The sequence below is a fragment of the Pseudocitrobacter vendiensis genome (genome assembly GCF_943590815.1).
In the GTDB taxonomy this organism is placed as follows: domain Bacteria; phylum Pseudomonadota; class Gammaproteobacteria; order Enterobacterales; family Enterobacteriaceae; genus Pseudocitrobacter; species Pseudocitrobacter vendiensis.
The window spans coordinates 199,166-216,358 of the sequence record NZ_CALSBS010000002.1 but is presented as its reverse complement, the minus strand read 5'-3'; the positions used below and the strand labels follow the sequence as shown (position 1 = coordinate 216,358).

Below are 17,193 nucleotides of genomic sequence, written 5' to 3'. Positions count from 1 at the left end.
GATTACTTAGCGATAACCTTGCGACCGCGGTAGAAACCGTCGGCAGTGATGTGGTGACGCAGGTGGGATTCACCAGAAGTCTTGTCTACAGACAGGCTGGTAACTGCAGTCAGCGCGTCATGGGAACGACGCATGCCACGTTTGGAACGGGTTGGTTTGTTTTGTTGTACGGCCATGGACCTTACTCCTCAATTACTTACGCTTTAAGCTGGCTAATACGGCAAATGGGTTTGGCTTCTGCGCCTCTTCAGGCAATTCACCAAAGACCATGTCCGCCTCGGACACTTCACAGTGTTCAGAATCATGCACCGGAACCACTGGCAAGGCGAGGATGATTTCATCTTCAACCACCGCCAGCAGATCGATTTCACCGAATTCGTTAACCTCAATCGGCTCATACGCTTCCGGGAGTGCTTCAACCTGATCATCATTTTTGACCGGACTGAAACAATACTTTGTGTAAACCTGATGAGTAAACGGTTTCCCGCAACGCTGACATTCCAGCGATACCGTCACCTTCGCATCACCGGTCAGAACCGCGAGGCGTTGGTTATCGATAGCGAAGGACATCTCGCATTCTACATCACTGTCTACACTGACTACGGACGCAGCGACGCGCTCCACTTGATCGGGGGTATAAATACCCTGGTAATCAAGGCGTTTTTGAGCCGTACGAACCGGGTCGAGAGTCAGGGGTAATTTTACCTTTTGCATAGGGCGCGCATATTAACTTTGTAACGTCATAGAGTCAAAGAAAAAGGCAGCCTCAGGTTGCCTTTTGCCAATAATTCGCACACATTGCGGCGTGTAGTTTAAAATGTCGCAATCTAATTCGCCAGAGTTTACCTAAAAAAATATGCCTGAACTTATTTTAGCCTCCACATCGCCATACCGTCGCCTGCTGTTAGAGAAACTCGGCATTCCTTTCACCTGTGCCGCGCCAGAAGTCGATGAACTGCCGCTGCCCGCCGAGACGCCGCGCCACCTGGTGTTACGTCTGGCGCAAGCGAAAGCGCAGGCGCTGGCCGAACGTTTTCCGCATCACCTGATTATTGGTTCTGATCAGGTTTGCGTGCTGGATGGCGAAATAACCGGCAAACCCCATACCGAAGAAAACGCGCGTAAACAATTAAAGAAAGCCAGTGGCAATATTGTGACCTTTTATACAGGACTGGCGCTTTATAATTCTGTTAATGGTCAGTTACAAACTGAATGCGAACCTTTTGACGTCCATTTCCGTCATCTGACTGAGCAAGAAATAAACCATTACGTGCAGAAAGAGAGCCCACTGAATTGCGCAGGCAGTTTCAAGAGCGAAGGACTCGGCATCACGCTGTTTGAACGCCTCGAAGGGCGCGACCCGAACACGCTGGTTGGGCTGCCGCTGATTGCGCTGTGCCAGATGCTGCGCCGGGAAGGGTATAATCCGTTAAGTATGTAGGCCGTACATCATAGACAGGAAGGGCAGCCTGACGCTGCCCTTCTTTTATTTGATATTCCGCAGCACCTGCAAACAGCGCTTCAGCGCGTTATCCATTGGCGCTTCTACGCGCATCACTTCGCCCGTACCCGGGTGAGTGAACTTTAACGCTGCCGCATGCAGGAACAGACGTTTCAACCCGGTACCCGCTTCGGTGAGCTGCTGATCGAATTCGCGGTCGCCGTAGCGATCATCAAAAGCAATCGGATGACCCGCATGAAGAGTATGCACACGAATCTGGTGTGTACGCCCCGTCACCGGGCTACAGCGCACCAGCGTGGCGAACGCATAGCGCTCTTCCACTTTAAAACGCGTTTCCGACGGTTTCCCTTCCTGACTCACGCGCACAATACGCTCGCCGCTTTGCAGAATATTTTTCAGCAATGGCGCCTGCACCGCTTTAACGTGCGACTGCCACTGACCACGCACCAGTGCCAGATAATCTTTCTGCATCCCTTTTTCACGCAGCTGTTCATGCAGCGAGCGCAGCGCGGAACGTTTTTTCGCCACCAGCAGCACACCGGATGTATCACGGTCAAGACGATGCACCAGTTCCAGGAAGCGCGCTTCCGGGCGCAGCGCGCGCAGGCCTTCAATCACGCCGAAGCTCAAACCGCTGCCACCATGCACCGCCGTACCGGATGGCTTATTCAGCACCAGAATGTGATCATCTTCATAAAGGATAACGTCGCTCAGCGCGGCCACTTTTTGCAGATGCGGTGAAACGGCGTCTTCTTCGCGTTCCGCTACACGCACTGGCGGGATACGTACTTCATCACCCGCTTCCAGTTTGTATTCGGGTTTGATGCGTTTTTTGTTCACCCGCACTTCGCCCTTGCGCAGGATGCGGTAAATCATACTCTTCGGCACGCCCTTCAGTTGGGTGCGCAAAAAGTTATCAATTCGTTGCCCGGCTTCGTCAGCGCTGATGGCAACCATTTTTACGGTTGGAGTCTCAGTTTTCATGGTGGGCGATTCTAAATATCCCCGCTCGATAGCGCCACTCATTTTTCTGTGCTTATACTCTTCATAGTTCAAGTTGCCTGTGCGTTGGCTGCACTCGCTCACCCCAGTCACATACTTATGTATGCTCCTGGGGGTCACTCGTTTGCCGCCTTCATTCAACTCGAACTATTTTGAGTAGATATTGATCATTGCCCTGACTCACACTCTTCTTCACTGAATACGTTGATTGTTATTAGAGCAATCTCAACGAGCAAGTGAAAAAACTGTGATTAACCGGGTGATAAAAGGTGAAAGTCAACTTGCTATAACAAGGTTAGCAAGGAATAATGAAGACGTTTTCCGTGTTCATCTTGTTAGTGCAAGGAATTAAACGGAATGACCAGTTTTGTCTGTCCGATCATCCACGCAGCAATGGCGTAAGACGTATTGATCTTTCAGACAGTTAGCGGGCTGCGGGTTGCAGTCCTTACCGGTAGATACTTTACTGGATTTCACCCAACAGAATGACGGCAAGCCGGGCGTCCCCGGAAGCTTACCTAAGTCAAAGCAACTGGGGTAAGCAGGCGAAGCCACGCGTCTGTTGAGTGAATGACGATGAGTATAAATGGAATCTTCTCTGGAGAGTTATCCCAGGCTGTTCCCCTGATAATTGCGCTGTGTTTCCGTTTGAAATACAGGCTACCGACACTCTGCGCCTCTTAAGCGAGCGACAACCGTGAGGTTGGCGACGTGAACAGTCACGAGGCCATCGGTTTACCCCGGAAAGGTATCACTCTGCTCGCAGCTTAGTCGTCAATGTAAGAATAATGAGTAAGTTACGATGAAAAGAATGTTAATCAACGCAACTCAGCAGGAAGAGTTGCGTGTCGCCCTTGTTGATGGGCAGCGTCTGTATGATCTGGATATCGAAAGCCCAGGTCATGAACAGAAAAAAGCGAACATCTACAAAGGCAAAATTACCCGCATTGAACCGAGTCTTGAAGCAGCGTTTGTCGACTATGGCGCTGAACGTCACGGTTTCCTCCCCCTCAAAGAAATTGCCCGCGAATACTTCCCTGCTAACTACAGCGCACATGGCCGTCCGAACATCAAAGACGTGCTGCGTGAAGGTCAGGAAGTGATTGTTCAGATTGATAAAGAAGAACGCGGCAATAAAGGCGCTGCGCTGACCACCTTTATCAGCCTGGCGGGCAGTTATCTGGTGCTGATGCCGAACAACCCGCGTGCGGGCGGTATCTCTCGCCGTATCGAAGGCGACGATCGCACTGAACTGAAAGAAGCACTGGCAAGCCTTGAGCTGCCTGATGGCATGGGGCTTATCGTTCGCACCGCAGGCGTGGGCAAATCTGCCGAAGCATTGCAGTGGGATTTAAGCTTCCGTCTCAAACACTGGGAAGCCATCAAAAAAGCCGCTGAAAGCCGCCCTGCGCCGTTCCTGATTCACCAGGAAAGCAACGTTATCGTGCGTGCCTTCCGCGACTATCTGCGCCAGGACATTGGTGAAATCCTCATCGATAACCCGAAAGTGCTGGAGCTGGCTCGCCAGCATATCTCCGCACTGGGCCGTCCGGATTTCAGCAGCAAAATCAAACTGTACACCGGTGAAATCCCGCTGTTCAGCCACTATCAAATCGAATCGCAGATCGAATCCGCCTTCCAGCGCGAAGTTCGCCTGCCTTCCGGTGGTTCTATCGTTATCGATAGCACCGAAGCCCTGACCGCTATCGACATCAACTCCGCGCGTGCCACTCGTGGCGGCGATATCGAAGAAACCGCGTTCAACACCAACCTTGAAGCCGCCGATGAAATTGCCCGCCAGCTGCGTCTGCGTGACCTGGGCGGTCTGATTGTTATCGACTTCATCGATATGACGCCGGTACGCCACCAGCGCGCGGTAGAAAACCGTCTGCGTGAAGCGGTGCGCCAGGACCGTGCGCGTATCCAAATCAGCCACATCTCTCGCTTTGGTCTGCTGGAAATGTCGCGTCAGCGTCTTAGCCCGTCACTGGGTGAGTCCAGCCATCACGTCTGCCCGCGCTGCTCCGGTACAGGTACCGTGCGTGACAACGAATCCATGGCCCTCTCTATTCTGCGTCTGATTGAAGAAGAAGCGCTGAAAGAGAACACCAAAGAAGTTCACGCCATCGTCCCTGTGCCGATTGCGTCTTACCTGCTGAACGAAAAACGTGCCGCAGTGAGCGCCATCGAAACCCGCCAGGGTGGCGATGTTCGCTGCATCATCGTGCCGAACGATCAGATGGAAACGCCGCACTATCACGTACTGCGCGTGCGTAAAGGTGAAGAGACCTCAACCCTGAGCTATCTGCTACCGAAGCTGCACGAAGAAGAGATGGCGCTGCCGTCTGAAGATGAGCCTGCTGAGCGCAAACTGCCTGAGCAACCGGCTCTCGCCACCTTTGTGATGCCGGAAGTTCCGCCTGCGCCGACAACTGAAAAACCAGCCGCCCCGGCAGCACCGGTAAAAACAGCGACATCTGCTGCACCTGCCGCACCGGGCCTGCTTTCTCGCTTCTTTACCGCACTGAAAAATCTGTTTGGCGGTAGCGAAGAGCCGGTTGTCGAGCCGCAGCCGGAGAAGAAAGAAGAGAAACCTGCTCGCCAGCAGGAGCGCCGCAAGCCGCGTCAAAACAACCGTCGCGATCGTAATGACCGCAACGACCGAGGCGATCGTGGCGAGCGCAACGAACGCCGAGATAACAACCGTGGCGATAACGAAGGACGCGAAGCCCGCGAACCGCGTGAAGGCCGCGAAGGTCGTGAAGACAACCGTCGCAATCGTCGCGAAAAACCGCAGCAAAATGCGGAAACGCGCGACAACCGTCAGCAGAACATCGCTGAAGATAGCGATAAAGCGAAATCCCGCGACGAGCAGCAGCCGCGCCGTGAACGTAACCGTCGTCGTAACAACGACGAAAAGCGTCAGACACAGCAGGAAGCGAAACCGCAGGTTCGTGGAGATATCGTTGCCGACGACAACGCGCAGGAAGAACGTGTTCAGACCATGCCGCGTCGTAAGCAACGTCATCTGACGCAGAAAATCCGCATTGAAACAGCGGAAGAAACGGCAGCGCGCGAAACCTTCGAAGATGATATCCCGCAGGAAGCTGTAGCACCGCGTACTGAACTGGCGAAAGTCGATCTGCCAGCCGTTGTTGAAAGCGCACCGGTTCAGGCCGAGCACGATGACAATGGCGAAGCACGTGATGCCGCGGGTATGCCGCGTCGTTCACGCCGTTCCCCTCGTCACTTGCGCGTAAGCGGTCAGCGTCGTCGTCGCTATCGTGATGAGCGTTATCCGACCCAGTCTCCGATGCCGCTGACCGTCGCGTGCGCATCGCCGGAACTGGCGTCAGGTAAAGTGTGGATCCGTTACCCGGTAACCCGTCCGCAGGATCAGGTTGTTGAAGAACAACGCGAGCAGGACGTCGTGGTTCAGGAAACCATTGAGCAGGTTGTTGCGCCAGTCGCGGCCGCTGAACCAGTAGTGGCTGAAACTGTCGTTACCGACGCGCCGGTAGCAGCGGTAGAAACCGTTGAACCTGAAGCTCAACCGCAGCCTGTTGCTGAAGTCGCTGAGCCTGTCGTTGAAACCACTCATCCGGAAGTGATTGAAGCACCAGTAACTGAACAGCCGCAAATCATTGCCGAACAAGATGTTGTGGTTGCCCAGGAAGTGGTTGAAGAAGTACAGCCTGCCGTGGTTGAGCCGGAAGCACCGGTTGCAGAAGTAATGGCAGAAACCGCTGCCCCGGTGGAAACGCCAGTGGCCGAAGAAGCACCGGTTGCCGTCGCTGAACCAGAAGTGGTGGCTAAGCCTGACGTTGAAGCAGCACCTGCTGCGGCGCATCACGCCAGCGCACCGATGACTCGCGCACCGGCTCCGGCTTATGTGCCGGAAGCGCCGCGCCATAGCGACTGGGTTCGCCCGGCGTTCGGCTTCGACGGTAAAGGTGCTGCGGGTGGCCATAGCGCAACCCATCAGGCCTCTGCGGCACCGACGCGTCCGCAGCCTGTTGAGTAACTTACACGCTAAAAAGCAAACCGGCCCCTGAGGCCGGTTTTTTTATGCTTTTCCTGGCAACTGCATCCCGGCAATTTTCGGCATGACTTCGCGCATCAAATCAAGAAACTTACGTAAGCGGGTCGGATAATAACGCGCCCACGGATAGACCAGATGAACAGGTAGCGCTGCCGCCTGCCAGTCCGGCAACAGTTCAACCAGCCGCCCCTGCGCCAGGTCCTCTTCTACCGTCCAGCTTGATACGATAGCAATACCCAGACCCGCCAGCGCAGCATTTTTGGCGACGTAGAGACTGTCGGTGCTCAGACGCGGCACCAGTGAAAACGTCACGCTCTCTTCCTGACGATGCAGCGTGACATCATGCTGATAGAACGTACTGATCGCAATCCACGGCAACGCGGACATCATCTGCGGATGGGTAATTTCAGGAAACTTTGCTAGCAGTTCAGGAGAGGCCACCGTACAGCGCGGCACCTCTGCCAGCAGTACAGAGACGGTAGCCGGGTCAACCTCCGCCCCAACGCGGATCGCACAATCAATATTGTCACTCATAAAGTCGACGTTTTTATCATTGAGCATCCACTCCACCGACAGCTGTGGATGATCGGCCAGAAAACCAATCAGCGGCAGCAATAGCTGCTTCTGACCGAACGCATGCGGCGCGCGCACCCGCAGCGTACCGACGGGCTGATCGTCCGTGAGCTGTAATTCATCTTCCAGCGCTAACCAGGCGTCCACGACCTGACGCGCGTGCTGATAACAGCGCTCGCCATCGTCAGTGAGTTTCATCGCATGCGTGGAGCGCAGAATCAATTTTGCCCCCAGCAGTGATTCCAGCGACTGTAAACGACGGCTGATGGTGGCCTGCGTGGTCTCCAGCTGACGGGCGGCAGCCGATAGCGAACCCGACTCAACAATGCGAATAAAAGTCCGCATCAGCTCAACTCTATCTATACGCTCCTGCTTCTTCATTAACCACTTACCTATACGTCAAACGTATAACTGTTTTACCACCACGCTGGCTACCGCGCCAGCGCGCTTCGGGGAAAAATAGCGCCATACCGAATCTGAGGAATACCTGATGAAAACACATGTTAATCCGGGCTGGCTTATCTTTATCCTTGCGCTGGGCGCAGGGTTTAGCGTCGCCGCCATCTACTATGCCCAGCCGCTGCTACCACTGATGGGCGACAGCTTACATCTGAATGTTGAAGGAATGGGGCTGATCCCTACCCTCACCCAGGCGGGCTATGCGTTGGGGATTTTATTTCTGTTACCGCTCGGCGACCGCTACGATCGTCGTACGCTGATCCTGCTGAAAAGCGTCATGCTGGCAGCCCTTCTGCTGCTGTGCAGCGTGACGCAGCATTTTCATCCACTGTTAGTCGTCAGCCTGTTGATCGGTATGGCGGCAACAATGGCGCAGGATATCGTGCCTGCCGCCGCTATTCTCGCCCCGGCCGGGAAACAAGGGAAAATGGTCGGCACGGTAATGACGGGGTTATTACTGGGAATTTTACTGTCGCGAACCGTGAGCGGCGTGATTGGCGAACTCTTTGGCTGGCGGGTGGTGTATCAGGCCGCGGCAGTGAGTATCGCGCTGATTGGCGTGCTGATGTGGCGCGTACTGCCACGCTTTACCGCGCACTCCAGCCTGAGCTATCCGGCATTAATGGTTTCACTGGTACATCTGTGGCAGCGTTATCCCACCTTACGTCGTGCCGCGCTGGCGCAGGGGCTACTTTCAATTGCGTTTAGCGCGTTCTGGTCAACGCTCGCGGTGATGCTGCTGGAACATCACCATATGGGCAGCGCCGTCGCCGGTGGTTTCGGGATTGCCGGGGCAGCAGGCGCTCTCGCCGCGCCGCTGGCCGGTGGGCTGGCAGATAAAGTTGGCGCCGAGAAAGTCACGCAGTTAGGCGCTGCACTGGTCACGGTTTCCTTTGCACTGATGTTTATTCTGCCTGTTTTGCCACCGATGGCCCAACTGGCGTTAATCGCCCTCTCCGCCATTGGCTTCGACCTGGGACTGCAATCAAGCCTGGTTGCGCACCAGAATCTGGTGTATAGCCTCGAACCTCAGGCCCGCGGTCGCCTGAACGCGCTGCTGTTTACCGTCGTCTTTATTGGCATGGCGCTCGGGTCAGTGCTGGGGAGTCAGCTGTATGCGCTGGCGGGTTGGGAAGGCGTAGTCGGATTGGCGACCGTTGCCGGTGGCTGTGCGTGGATAGTGCGTAAAGTGGAAACCCATCGTATGCGCCGAGCACAATTGCTAACAGAATGAGAATCCTGATGGGCCGGAGAGAACCCTCCTCCGGCCTTAAACGTTATTTATTCAACTGAAACAGCGACATTCCCTGCATATCACTAAACGCTTTATAGGATGCCTGTAGCGCGGTTTGCTGCATCACGTAGTTAGAGATAGTCTCATTCCAGTCCACATCCACCAGGTTACTCATCTGCTGCGTTTGGCTTAACGCACGGTCATCGCCCAGGGCGTCAAGTTTATCCAGCTCATTAAGCTGCGTGCCCAGTTCAGCACGCACGCTCAGCACATTGTTAAGCGAGTTGCTTAGCCCACGGTTGGTTTTGTCGATAGCGGCACTGGCAAGAGCCTGCGCGTCTTCGTCATCGCTCACCGGCGTATTTAGCGCGGCAATGGCGCTATCCAGCATCGCAAACAGGTTGCTGTCCGTGTCCGGTTTCGCATTACTTGTCAGGCTATCAAAAATCTTGTCACCCGTATGACCAATCACCATTGAACGCGACGCATCGACCTGCTGTGCTACGTTCTCAGTGCCGCCGACATACTTACCCTCGTCAGAAAACGGCGCCGTGTCAGTTTTATAACCGGCAAAAATATAGCGACCATTCCCGTCCTGGCTGTTCGCCAGATTGAGAAGCTGATCGCGGATCCCTTGCAGGTCGGTTGCCAGCGAGGCCCGGTCGTCATCGCTCAATGTACCGTTCCCGGCGTAAACGATTTTCTCTTGCGCCGACTGAATCGCGGTAGTCACCTGCGCCAGCGTATTTTCTTCCATCGATACGCGCTGGGTAGCGAATGTCCTGGCGGTGGCAAACTGGCTGTTTTGCGCCTGCGCCTGAGACAGCACCACTGCCTGCGATGCCGCCACCGGGTCGTCGGATGCGCGGTTAACCCGCTTGCCGGTCGACATCTGTTCACCGTATTTCAGCCATTCTGACTGGGAACTGGTGATCCCTCGCATATTCTGCTGATACATCATCAGGGTACTGACACGCATGCGTTATTCCTCTCCTTAGCGAATATTAATCAGGGCATCAAACAGGGTGCTTGCCGTTTGCAGCACCTGGGCATTCGCCAGATAGTACTGCTGGAAGAGCTGCAGGTTGCCGTACTCTTCATCCAGGTTCACGCCGGAAATGGATTGCTGCTGTTTGCTGAGCTGGGTGACGACATTGCTTTGTGTGGTGCTGCTGGTTTTAAGCGTTGAGGTTTTATTCCCGATATCGCTGACCATGGCTGCATACGCGTCGTTGAAGGTTTTCGAATTTCCCACCAGCTTCGCGTTTTGCAGGTCCAGCAAAGCCTGGCCGTTACGGTTATCACTTTCGCCATTTTCAGCGTCATCAATACCCAGTGCGAGCTCAGATTCATCGCTTATTGCCACACTCATATTGACGATCGCATCACTGATTGGCTTCACGGTAAAGCTGTCGTTCTCCGCTGGCGTGCCGCTAACCGTGACGGAGAGCCCGTCAAAGTTTAATGCGCCATCCTTCTGCTCCGCTTTCACCGTAGTGTTGTCGGAAAGACGCGTCACCTGCCATTCACCGTTTTTATAGCTCACGCGATAATCCGTGGCCTGTACACTAGAGGCATCCGTCACCTCCGCCGTCAGCGACGCCTTACCGCTATTTTTACTGTTCGCCACAACAGACGGGGCGCCGATGGTGAAGAAGTCTTTTCCTTTGTCGCCATTCGCGTCAATACCCTGTGCATGCTGGGCATTAAACGCATCCGCAAAGGCCAGTGCCATTTGGTTAAGGCTATTGCGAGTCTGGTCAAGGTCCTGCGAGCGGAAGGTCAACAAGCCACCCAGTGAGCCGTTGTTGAGCAGTTTTTCCGGAATTTCAATATTCCCCGCGACGTTATCCACATACGCCACGGTGGTACGCGTCGGGTCGCTGCTGCTCGGTACGGCGGCGAGCTGACGCGCATTACTGCCCTGCACCAGCGTATAACCGTTCGCCATGGTGACGTTGAACGTTCCGCTGTCCTGCACGTTGACTTCTACGCCCACCAGCTTATTTAACTCACTGACTAACTGATCGCGCTGATCCAGCAGGTCGTTCGGAGAAGCCCCTGCCCCCACGCCGGTCAGACGCGAGATTTTATCATTCAGGCTGGCAATCTGGTTCGCGTAGTTGTTGATTTGATCAACGGTTGTCGCGATAGAAAGGTTCACCTGTTTATCCTGGTCGCGGAGATACTGATCGGCGACTTTAAACTGATTGACCAGACCATCCGCTTTACCCAGAACGGTCTGACGCGCGGCGGGATCTTCAGCGTTGCTCACCAGCGTTTGCATGCTGGAGAAGAAATCCTGAAGCGTGGTGGAGAGGGAGTTAGTGGTGCCGGAAAGCATATCGTCGATTTTCGACATCTGCTCATAACGCGTGGTCAACCCGCTGCTCTGACTCTGCGCCGTACGCAGCTGGTTAGTAATAAATGCGTTGTATTCGCGCTGAACGCCAGAAACGTAGACGCCATTGCCGACCCAGCCTCCCGCACCTAACGTACTGTTCGCCGAAGCGAGTACCGTGGTCTGGCGGGTATAGCCCGAGACGTTGTAGCTGGCAATATTATTACTGGTGGTATTCAGTGCCGACTGTGCCGCACTCAACCCACTCATGGCGCTATTGATTAAACTGGACATGTTCTTCCTTTTATACGTTCAGACGCGTGGCCTTTAATCGTTATCGGTCGCCGCCTGGCAAACTTGAGGTGTATCAGAAGAGATTTTCAATATCATTTCGGTACGCGCTGCTGACTTTATCGCTTAAAGCTTTAAGCTGCTGAATCATATTGGTTAACTTGCGCGCGTACTGTGGGTCAGTGGCGTATCCGGCATTCTGCAACGCCTGCGCCCCCTGCTCGGCGGTTGACGCGTTGGTGACCGCGGCATAGCGTGGATTGCGCGTCAGCAAACCCACATAATCCGACAGCGCTTCCAGATACGAACCGTAGACGCGGAATTTCGCTTTCACCTTCTTCGCTTCACCGTTTTCATATTCGGTGGTGGTGATTTCCGTCACCGGTCCTTTCCAGCTACCCGAGGCTTTCACGCCAAAAAGGTTATAACTGGGCTCGCCGTTTTCACGGCGAATTTGCCGCTGGCCCCAGCCCGACTCCAGCGCGGCCTGCGCCAGAATCAGGTGGTGCGGAATACCACTCTGCTCGCTTGCCACCTGCGCCGGAAGCGCCAGTTTCGCGAGGAAATCTTTGCTGTCGCCGGAGAGCGGCGCATCGCTCCCGCCCGACGTTTTCGGCAGCGCTTTACGCACCATCTGAGTCAGCGCATCGTTCTGAAAGCGAGTGACCGTTTGCAGATCAAACTTCATCGGTACCTGCCCCACCGCAGCGGACGGTTCCTTCTGCGTCTGCATCTGCTTCACCATCTCTTCCGCCAGCCCCAGTCCTTTCCCGGCGGTCATCTGCTGGGCAATTTGCTGATCGTACATGCTGGTGTAGAGCCGGGTCTGATCGCTGCTGAAGAGACCATCCTTCGGCAGCGCCTCGCGCATACTCTTCAGCATCATCTGCACGAACATACCCTCCACCTGACGGGCGACAGGCCGCAGGTTAGCCTGCGGATCCTGCCCGGCTTTCGCCTTGAGTTCGTTAAGCGATTGCGCATCCCACGCTGCGCTGGCAGTTAATTTGCTGTCGCCCAGCATCAGACGATCTCTACTTTCGCACGCAGGCACCCGGCGCTTTGCATTGATTGCAGAATCGACATCAGCTCCATCGGCGTCGCGCCCAGCGCGTTCAGGGCGCGCACTACATTGTTCAGATTGGCACTTTCACGCACGCTTTGCAGCGAGCCGCCGCTCTGACGTAAATCGATTTGTGTTTGCGGTGTTACTACCGTCTGGCCGCCGCCAAATGGCGTATCCGGCTGGCTGACCTGCGCCTGTCGGTTCACAGTAACGGAGAGGTTGCCCTGCGCCACGGCACAGGTATCCAGCGTCACTTCACGGTTCATCACCACCGAACCGGTACGCGAGTTAATAATCACCTTCGCATCCTGCGGTACGCCGCCCACTTCCAGATTCTGGATATCCGCCAGCAAACGCACCTGACCACTGCCGCCCTGCGGCGCACGAACCTGCACGGTGCGGGCATCCAGCGCGGTGGCGTTACCAAAACCACTGCGACGATTAATGGTGTCTGCAATCTGCTGCGCCATGGTGAAATCGTCCTGATTCAGTTGAAGGTTAATGGTGTTCCCCGCGCCAAATTGTGTCGGCAACTCGCGTTCAATGGTGGCCCCGCCGGTAATGCGCCCGCCGTTAAGCTGGTTGACCTGCACGCTACTGCCGCCCGCCGACGCGCCTGCGCCGCCCACCAGAATGTTACCCTGCGCCAGCGCATACACCTGGCTATCAACCCCTTTCAGCGGCGTCATCAACAGCGTGCCGCCGCGCAGGCTTTTGGCGTTACCCATTGAGGAGACCACCACATCGATAGTTTGCCCCTGACGCGCAAACGCCGGGAACTGGGCGGTGACCATCACCGCCGCCACGTTTTTCAGCTGCATGTTGGTGCCTGCCGGAACGGTGATCCCCAGTTGCGACAGCATGTTGTTCAGGCTCTGGGTGGTGAACGGCGTCTGCGTCGTTTGGTCGCCCGTACCGTCCAGCCCCACCACCAGACCGTAGCCAATCAGGGAGTTTTCCCTGACGCCCTGCACGCTGGTAAGATCGCGAATGCGATCGGCCTGTACCAAAGTACTTACCAGAATCAGCGCCACGCTAATCAGGGTTTTAAACATATTGCACCTCATTACATCGGCGATAAATTCAGGAAGAAACGCTGCAACCAGCCCATATTCTGCGCTTCGTTGATATAGCCGTTGCCCACATATTCAATACGCGCATCCGCCACCTGGGTGGACGGCACGGTATTACTGCCGCTGATGGTGCGCGGGTTAACCACGCCCGAGAAGCGGATAAATTCGGTGCCCTGATTAATGGCAATCTGTTTTTCCCCCACCACGTGAAGATTGCCGTTCGCCAGAACCTGATCGACAGTGACGGTTAATGTGCCGCTAAAGGTGTTGCTGGCATTCGCGCCGCCTTTACCGTTGAACGTATTACCGCCGGAGGCGTCAACATCCGCGCGCGCGTTGCCAAACAGACCTTGCAGGTAACGCGGTACGACGTCAAAGCCAAAGTTGGTTTTGCCATCGCGACTGGCGTTGGCCGAAGAACTCTTGCTGGCGCTGACGTTTTCCTGCAGTACGATGGTGAGCGTATCGCCAATATTGCGCGGGCGACGGTCTTCAAACAGCGGCTGATAACCGTAGTTGATCGGCTGCGCCGTCTGAAATATTGAGCCGTTCGCTACCGGTACCGGGCCGGGGATCGGCTGTGCCGAGGTTGCGCCTTCCACCAGCGGCTTGCTGGGAATGAAAGCACACCCGGTCATGGAGAGCGCCAGTGCCGTTAAAAGCGGATAGCGAAACGCTGCGGTTATTTGCATGGTTCTCATCTTTTGGTTTGCGCCGGATGCGCTGCGCTTATCCGGCCTGGAGGTAGTATTGGTAAGGTGTTTGCCAGATGGCGTTACGCCTATCCGTTTGTAGGTCGGATAAGCGCAGCGCCATCCGACACAGCCGTTACAGTTGCGTCAGTTTCTGCAGCATCTGGTCGGTGGTCGATACCGCTTTACTGTTGATTTCGTAGGCGCGCTGTACCTGAATCATATTGACCAGTTCTTCCGCCACGTTAACGTTGGACGTTTCAACATACCCCTGGTAAAGCAACCCCGCGCCGTTCAACCCCGGCGTGGAATCATTCGGCGCACCGGATGCCTGCGTTTCGACGTACAGGTTTTCGCCAATGCTTTCCAGCCCGCTGTCGTTCATAAAGGTGGTCAGGTTAAGCTGTCCCACCTGCACCGGGTTGGTCTGCCCCTGCTGAGTCGCGCTGACAATGCCATCGCGGCCAATGGTGATGCTCAGCGTATTCGCCGGAATGGTGATCGCCGGTTGCACCTGAAAACCGCCCGCCGTTACCAGTTGACCATTCTGATCGACCTGGAATGAACCATCGCGGGTATAGGCGGAAGTACCATCCGGCAGCAGCACCTGGAAGAAACCCTGGCCTTTAATCGCCACGTCTTTGCTGTTATCGGTCTGCGACAGGTTGCCCTGGCTGTGCAGACGTTCGGTGGCAACCGGGCGCACACCTGTACCAATCTGCAAACCGGACGGCAGCGTGGTTTGTTCTGAAGACTGCGCCCCCGGCTGACGTACCGTTTGATAAAGAAGATCTTCAAAAACCGCTCGCTGACGCTTAAAACCATTGGTACTGACGTTCGCCAGGTTGTTGGCGATAACGTCCATATTGGTCTGCTGCGCGTCGAGGCCGGTTTTGGCGATCCATAATGAACTGATCATGATTTTCCTTAGCTCATTGACAGCAACTGGTTAGCTTTCTGCGTGTTTTCATCCACGCTGCTGATAACCTTCATCTGCATTTCGAATCGGCGGGCGCTGGCAATCATATCGGCCATCGCCGCCACGGGTTTGACGTTACTGCCTTCCAGCACACCGGACTGCAAACGGATAGACTGATCGGCCTGTAACGCCGGGCCACGGGTGGCTTGCGCTTCTGCGGTCAGGCGAAATACGCCATCATCGCCGCGCACGATTTCCGTGTTATCCGCCTTCACCATTTTCAGCCGTCCCACCTGCGCGACCGTATTCGGCGGATCGCCAGGGTTGAGTGCCGAAATCGTGCCGTCCGCCGCGATGGTGATTTCCGCGCCTTCCGGCACGGTGAGCGGGCCACCATCGCCCATTACCGGATTGCCCTGAATGGTCAGTTGCCCGGTTGGCCCTACCTGAATGTTGCCGTTACGGGTATACCCTTCCCCGCCATCCGCGGTTTGCACCGCCAGCCAGCCATCCTGTTGTAGCGCCACGTCCAGCGGACGCGAGGTGTAGTCGAGCTGGCCAGGCGTCATATCCGCACCCGGCGTGGAGGCCGTTACCAGCGTTCGCGTCGGCACTGACATTCCGTCGACCGGTACCGCGCGCATGGCGTTAAGCTGGGCGCGAAAGCCCGGCGTCGAACTGTTAGCCAGGTTGCTGGCGGTGACCGCCTGCTGCTCCATTGTCTGGCTCGCCGCGCCCATCGCCGTATATATTGCGTGATCCATAAAGCTGCCTTATCGGGATTAACGCAGGTTAACCAGCGTGTTCAGGATCTGATCCTGGGTTTTGATGGTCTGGGCGTTAGACTGATAGTTACGCTGGGCAACAATCATATTGACCAACTCTTTGCTGAGATCGACGTTAGACGCTTCCAGCGCGCCGTTGGTCAGGCTGCCAAAGTTACCGCTGCCCGCGGTGCCCAACAGCGCCACGCCGGAGGACTGTGTGGCAGACCAGACGTTATCGCCTTCTGATTGCAGGCCTTCGTTATTGGCGAAGTTCGCCAGTACGATTTGACCGAGTAACTGGCTCTGCTCGTTGGAATAGTTCCCAACCACGGTGCCATCTTCGTTAATCTGATAGCTCACTAAATCGCCCGGCGCGTAACCGTTTTGCGAGGTGGCGACGATGTTGTTGGCGCCGGTGTTCTGCTGCATAGAATTGAGGAAACTCAGGGAGAAAGAACCGGCGGCGGAGCCGTTAAGCGGATCAATCGCTATCTGAACTTCAGGATTGGCGTTAGCATCGGTTGCGAGGACACCCGCATTGTCATAATTGCGGATCCCGCTCAACGTGCCATTGTTACTAAAGGACATCTGCGCCGCTTTTTTCGCAGCCGCACCGCTTACGCTGGTGTCCTGGGTATAGATATCCCATTTGTTGTCATCGGTTTTTACGTAATAGATATTCATGTCATGGGCGTTACCCTGACTGTCATATACGGTTACCGTGCCTTTTTTGTTGTAGCTGTCAGCGTTGGTCGGGTCGAACGTTGCAACGCTCGGTTTAGCATCCGTCGAGTTGAGGTTGACCTGCATCGCCGCGGTGGTGGTCTCTTTTGCCGACATCAGCGAGTTCGGGATGGTAATCGCCGTCGGATTCGCCCCCTGCTGAATGGTCGGCGGCGTGCCGGACGCCGGATAACCGGTCACCTGCAAGCCCTGAGTGTTCACCAGTGTACGGTTTGCATCGAGGGAAAACTGGCCGTTACGGCTATAGAAAACGGAACCGTTGCTGTCGGTGAGACGGAAAAAACCGTTCTGGCTGATGGCGACATCCAGCGCGCGCCCGGTACTGGTGGTGGTCCCGTCAGTAAAGTCCTGGGTGATCCCGGCGACTTTCACCCCCAGCCCCACTTTCGAACCAGCAAACATATCGGCAAACGAGGCGGTGCCTGATTTAAAGCCGTAGGTTGCGGAGTTAGCAATGTTGTTGCCGATAACATCGAGATTACTGGACGCGGCATTCATGCCGCTGACTGCTTGAGAAAAGCCCATGTT

General features: G+C 55.5%; 15 protein-coding genes. 3 read left to right on the top strand and 12 right to left on the bottom strand.

Going from position 1 to position 17,193, the window contains the following annotated elements:
- Nucleotides 1–2 precede the first annotated feature (2 nt).
- Entirely contained in the window at nucleotides 3–176 is a 174-nt protein-coding gene (rpmF, locus tag NMC31_RS03390; protein WP_002440227.1) for a 50S ribosomal protein L32, read from the bottom strand.
- A gap of 16 nt (nucleotides 177–192) precedes the next feature.
- On the bottom strand, nucleotides 193–714 hold the full coding sequence (gene yceD / locus NMC31_RS03385; protein WP_253896964.1) for a 23S rRNA accumulation protein YceD: 522 nt from the start codon (nucleotides 712–714) through the stop codon (nucleotides 193–195).
- A gap of 142 nt (nucleotides 715–856) precedes the next feature.
- Between yceD and NMC31_RS03380 the strand changes: the two genes are divergently transcribed.
- Nucleotides 857–1,441, top strand: a complete 585-nt coding sequence (locus tag NMC31_RS03380) for a Maf family protein (RefSeq protein WP_253896963.1) — start codon at nucleotides 857–859, stop codon at nucleotides 1,439–1,441.
- Between the two features lie 45 nt (nucleotides 1,442–1,486).
- On the opposite strand, the gene rluC is transcribed toward NMC31_RS03380, so the two are convergent.
- A complete protein-coding gene (gene rluC, locus NMC31_RS03375; protein ID WP_253896962.1) occupies nucleotides 1,487–2,446 on the bottom strand; it encodes a 23S rRNA pseudouridine(955/2504/2580) synthase RluC in 960 nt (319 codons plus the stop codon).
- 820 nt (nucleotides 2,447–3,266) lie between these two features.
- Between rluC and rne the strand changes: the two genes are divergently transcribed.
- Nucleotides 3,267–6,488, top strand: coding sequence for a ribonuclease E (gene rne / locus NMC31_RS03370; RefSeq protein ID WP_253896961.1), 3,222 nt, complete (start codon nucleotides 3,267–3,269; stop codon nucleotides 6,486–6,488).
- Between the two features lie 42 nt (nucleotides 6,489–6,530).
- Here rne and NMC31_RS03365 read toward each other — a convergent pair whose 3' ends face one another.
- Nucleotides 6,531–7,460, bottom strand: coding sequence for a LysR family transcriptional regulator (locus NMC31_RS03365; protein WP_253896960.1), 930 nt, complete (start codon nucleotides 7,458–7,460; stop codon nucleotides 6,531–6,533).
- Between the two features lie 109 nt (nucleotides 7,461–7,569).
- Here NMC31_RS03365 and NMC31_RS03360 point away from each other — a divergent pair, with 109 nt between their 5' ends.
- On the top strand, nucleotides 7,570–8,772 hold the full coding sequence (locus NMC31_RS03360; RefSeq protein ID WP_253896959.1) for an MFS transporter: 1,203 nt from the start codon (nucleotides 7,570–7,572) through the stop codon (nucleotides 8,770–8,772).
- A 43-nt stretch (nucleotides 8,773–8,815) separates the two neighbouring features.
- Here NMC31_RS03360 and flgL read toward each other — a convergent pair whose 3' ends face one another.
- The 8 genes from flgL to flgE form a co-directional block, all read right to left on the bottom strand.
- Nucleotides 8,816–9,751 carry a flagellar hook-associated protein FlgL gene (gene flgL, locus NMC31_RS03355; protein ID WP_253896958.1) on the bottom strand — a complete coding sequence of 312 codons (936 nt, stop codon included), beginning with the start codon at nucleotides 9,749–9,751 and terminating at the stop codon, nucleotides 8,816–8,818.
- A gap of 15 nt (nucleotides 9,752–9,766) precedes the next feature.
- The gene (gene flgK / locus NMC31_RS03350) at nucleotides 9,767–11,407 is read right to left on the bottom strand and encodes a flagellar hook-associated protein FlgK (protein ID WP_253896957.1); all 1,641 of its coding nucleotides are present in this window, start codon (nucleotides 11,405–11,407) and stop codon (nucleotides 9,767–9,769) included.
- A 73-nt stretch (nucleotides 11,408–11,480) separates the two neighbouring features.
- Complete coding sequence (gene flgJ / locus NMC31_RS03345) at nucleotides 11,481–12,428, bottom strand: flagellar assembly peptidoglycan hydrolase FlgJ (RefSeq protein ID WP_253896956.1); 948 nt, start codon at nucleotides 12,426–12,428, stop codon at nucleotides 11,481–11,483.
- Nucleotides 12,428–13,525 carry a flagellar basal body P-ring protein FlgI gene (locus tag NMC31_RS03340; protein ID WP_253896955.1) on the bottom strand — a complete coding sequence of 366 codons (1,098 nt, stop codon included), beginning with the start codon at nucleotides 13,523–13,525 and terminating at the stop codon, nucleotides 12,428–12,430. Before NMC31_RS03340 ends, flgJ begins: the two co-directional genes overlap by 1 nt.
- Nucleotides 13,526–13,536: 11 nt before the next feature.
- A complete protein-coding gene (gene flgH / locus NMC31_RS03335) occupies nucleotides 13,537–14,235 on the bottom strand; it encodes a flagellar basal body L-ring protein FlgH (protein WP_149464686.1) in 699 nt (232 codons plus the stop codon).
- A 136-nt stretch (nucleotides 14,236–14,371) separates the two neighbouring features.
- Nucleotides 14,372–15,154, bottom strand: a complete 783-nt coding sequence (gene flgG / locus NMC31_RS03330) for a flagellar basal-body rod protein FlgG (protein WP_015964871.1) — start codon at nucleotides 15,152–15,154, stop codon at nucleotides 14,372–14,374.
- Nucleotides 15,155–15,162: 8 nt separating this feature from the next.
- Nucleotides 15,163–15,918, bottom strand: a complete 756-nt coding sequence (locus tag NMC31_RS03325) for a flagellar basal body rod protein FlgF (RefSeq protein WP_253896954.1) — start codon at nucleotides 15,916–15,918, stop codon at nucleotides 15,163–15,165.
- 18 nt (nucleotides 15,919–15,936) lie between these two features.
- Nucleotides 15,937–17,190: a flagellar hook protein FlgE gene (flgE, locus tag NMC31_RS03320; RefSeq protein ID WP_253896953.1), complete on the bottom strand. Its 1,254-nt coding sequence runs from the start codon at nucleotides 17,188–17,190 to the stop codon at nucleotides 15,937–15,939.
- Between the last annotated feature and the right edge of the window lie 3 nt (nucleotides 17,191–17,193).

Bases quoted from the DNA above. Each gene is read 5' to 3' on its own strand.
- rne (WP_253896961.1), top strand. From the start codon at position 3,267: ATGAAAAGAATGTTAATCAACGCAACTCAGCAGGAAGAGTTGCGTGTC.
- NMC31_RS03365 (WP_253896960.1), bottom strand. From the start codon at position 7,460: ATGAAGAAGCAGGAGCGTATAGATAGAGTTGAGCTGATGCGGACTTTT.
- rpmF (WP_002440227.1), bottom strand. From the start codon at position 176: ATGGCCGTACAACAAAACAAACCAACCCGTTCCAAACGTGGCATGCGT.
- NMC31_RS03340 (WP_253896955.1), bottom strand. From the start codon at position 13,525: ATGTTTAAAACCCTGATTAGCGTGGCGCTGATTCTGGTAAGTACTTTG.
- NMC31_RS03325 (WP_253896954.1), bottom strand. From the start codon at position 15,918: ATGGATCACGCAATATATACGGCGATGGGCGCGGCGAGCCAGACAATG.
- flgH (WP_149464686.1), bottom strand. From the start codon at position 14,235: ATGCAAATAACCGCAGCGTTTCGCTATCCGCTTTTAACGGCACTGGCG.
- flgJ (WP_253896956.1), bottom strand. From the start codon at position 12,428: ATGCTGGGCGACAGCAAATTAACTGCCAGCGCAGCGTGGGATGCGCAA.
- flgL (WP_253896958.1), bottom strand. From the start codon at position 9,751: ATGCGTGTCAGTACCCTGATGATGTATCAGCAGAATATGCGAGGGATC.
- flgG (WP_015964871.1), bottom strand. From the start codon at position 15,154: ATGATCAGTTCATTATGGATCGCCAAAACCGGCCTCGACGCGCAGCAG.
- NMC31_RS03380 (WP_253896963.1), top strand. From the start codon at position 857: ATGCCTGAACTTATTTTAGCCTCCACATCGCCATACCGTCGCCTGCTG.
- flgE (WP_253896953.1), bottom strand. From the start codon at position 17,190: ATGGGCTTTTCTCAAGCAGTCAGCGGCATGAATGCCGCGTCCAGTAAT.
- flgK (WP_253896957.1), bottom strand. From the start codon at position 11,407: ATGTCCAGTTTAATCAATAGCGCCATGAGTGGGTTGAGTGCGGCACAG.
- rluC (WP_253896962.1), bottom strand. From the start codon at position 2,446: ATGAAAACTGAGACTCCAACCGTAAAAATGGTTGCCATCAGCGCTGAC.
- NMC31_RS03360 (WP_253896959.1), top strand. From the start codon at position 7,570: ATGAAAACACATGTTAATCCGGGCTGGCTTATCTTTATCCTTGCGCTG.
- yceD (WP_253896964.1), bottom strand. From the start codon at position 714: ATGCAAAAGGTAAAATTACCCCTGACTCTCGACCCGGTTCGTACGGCT.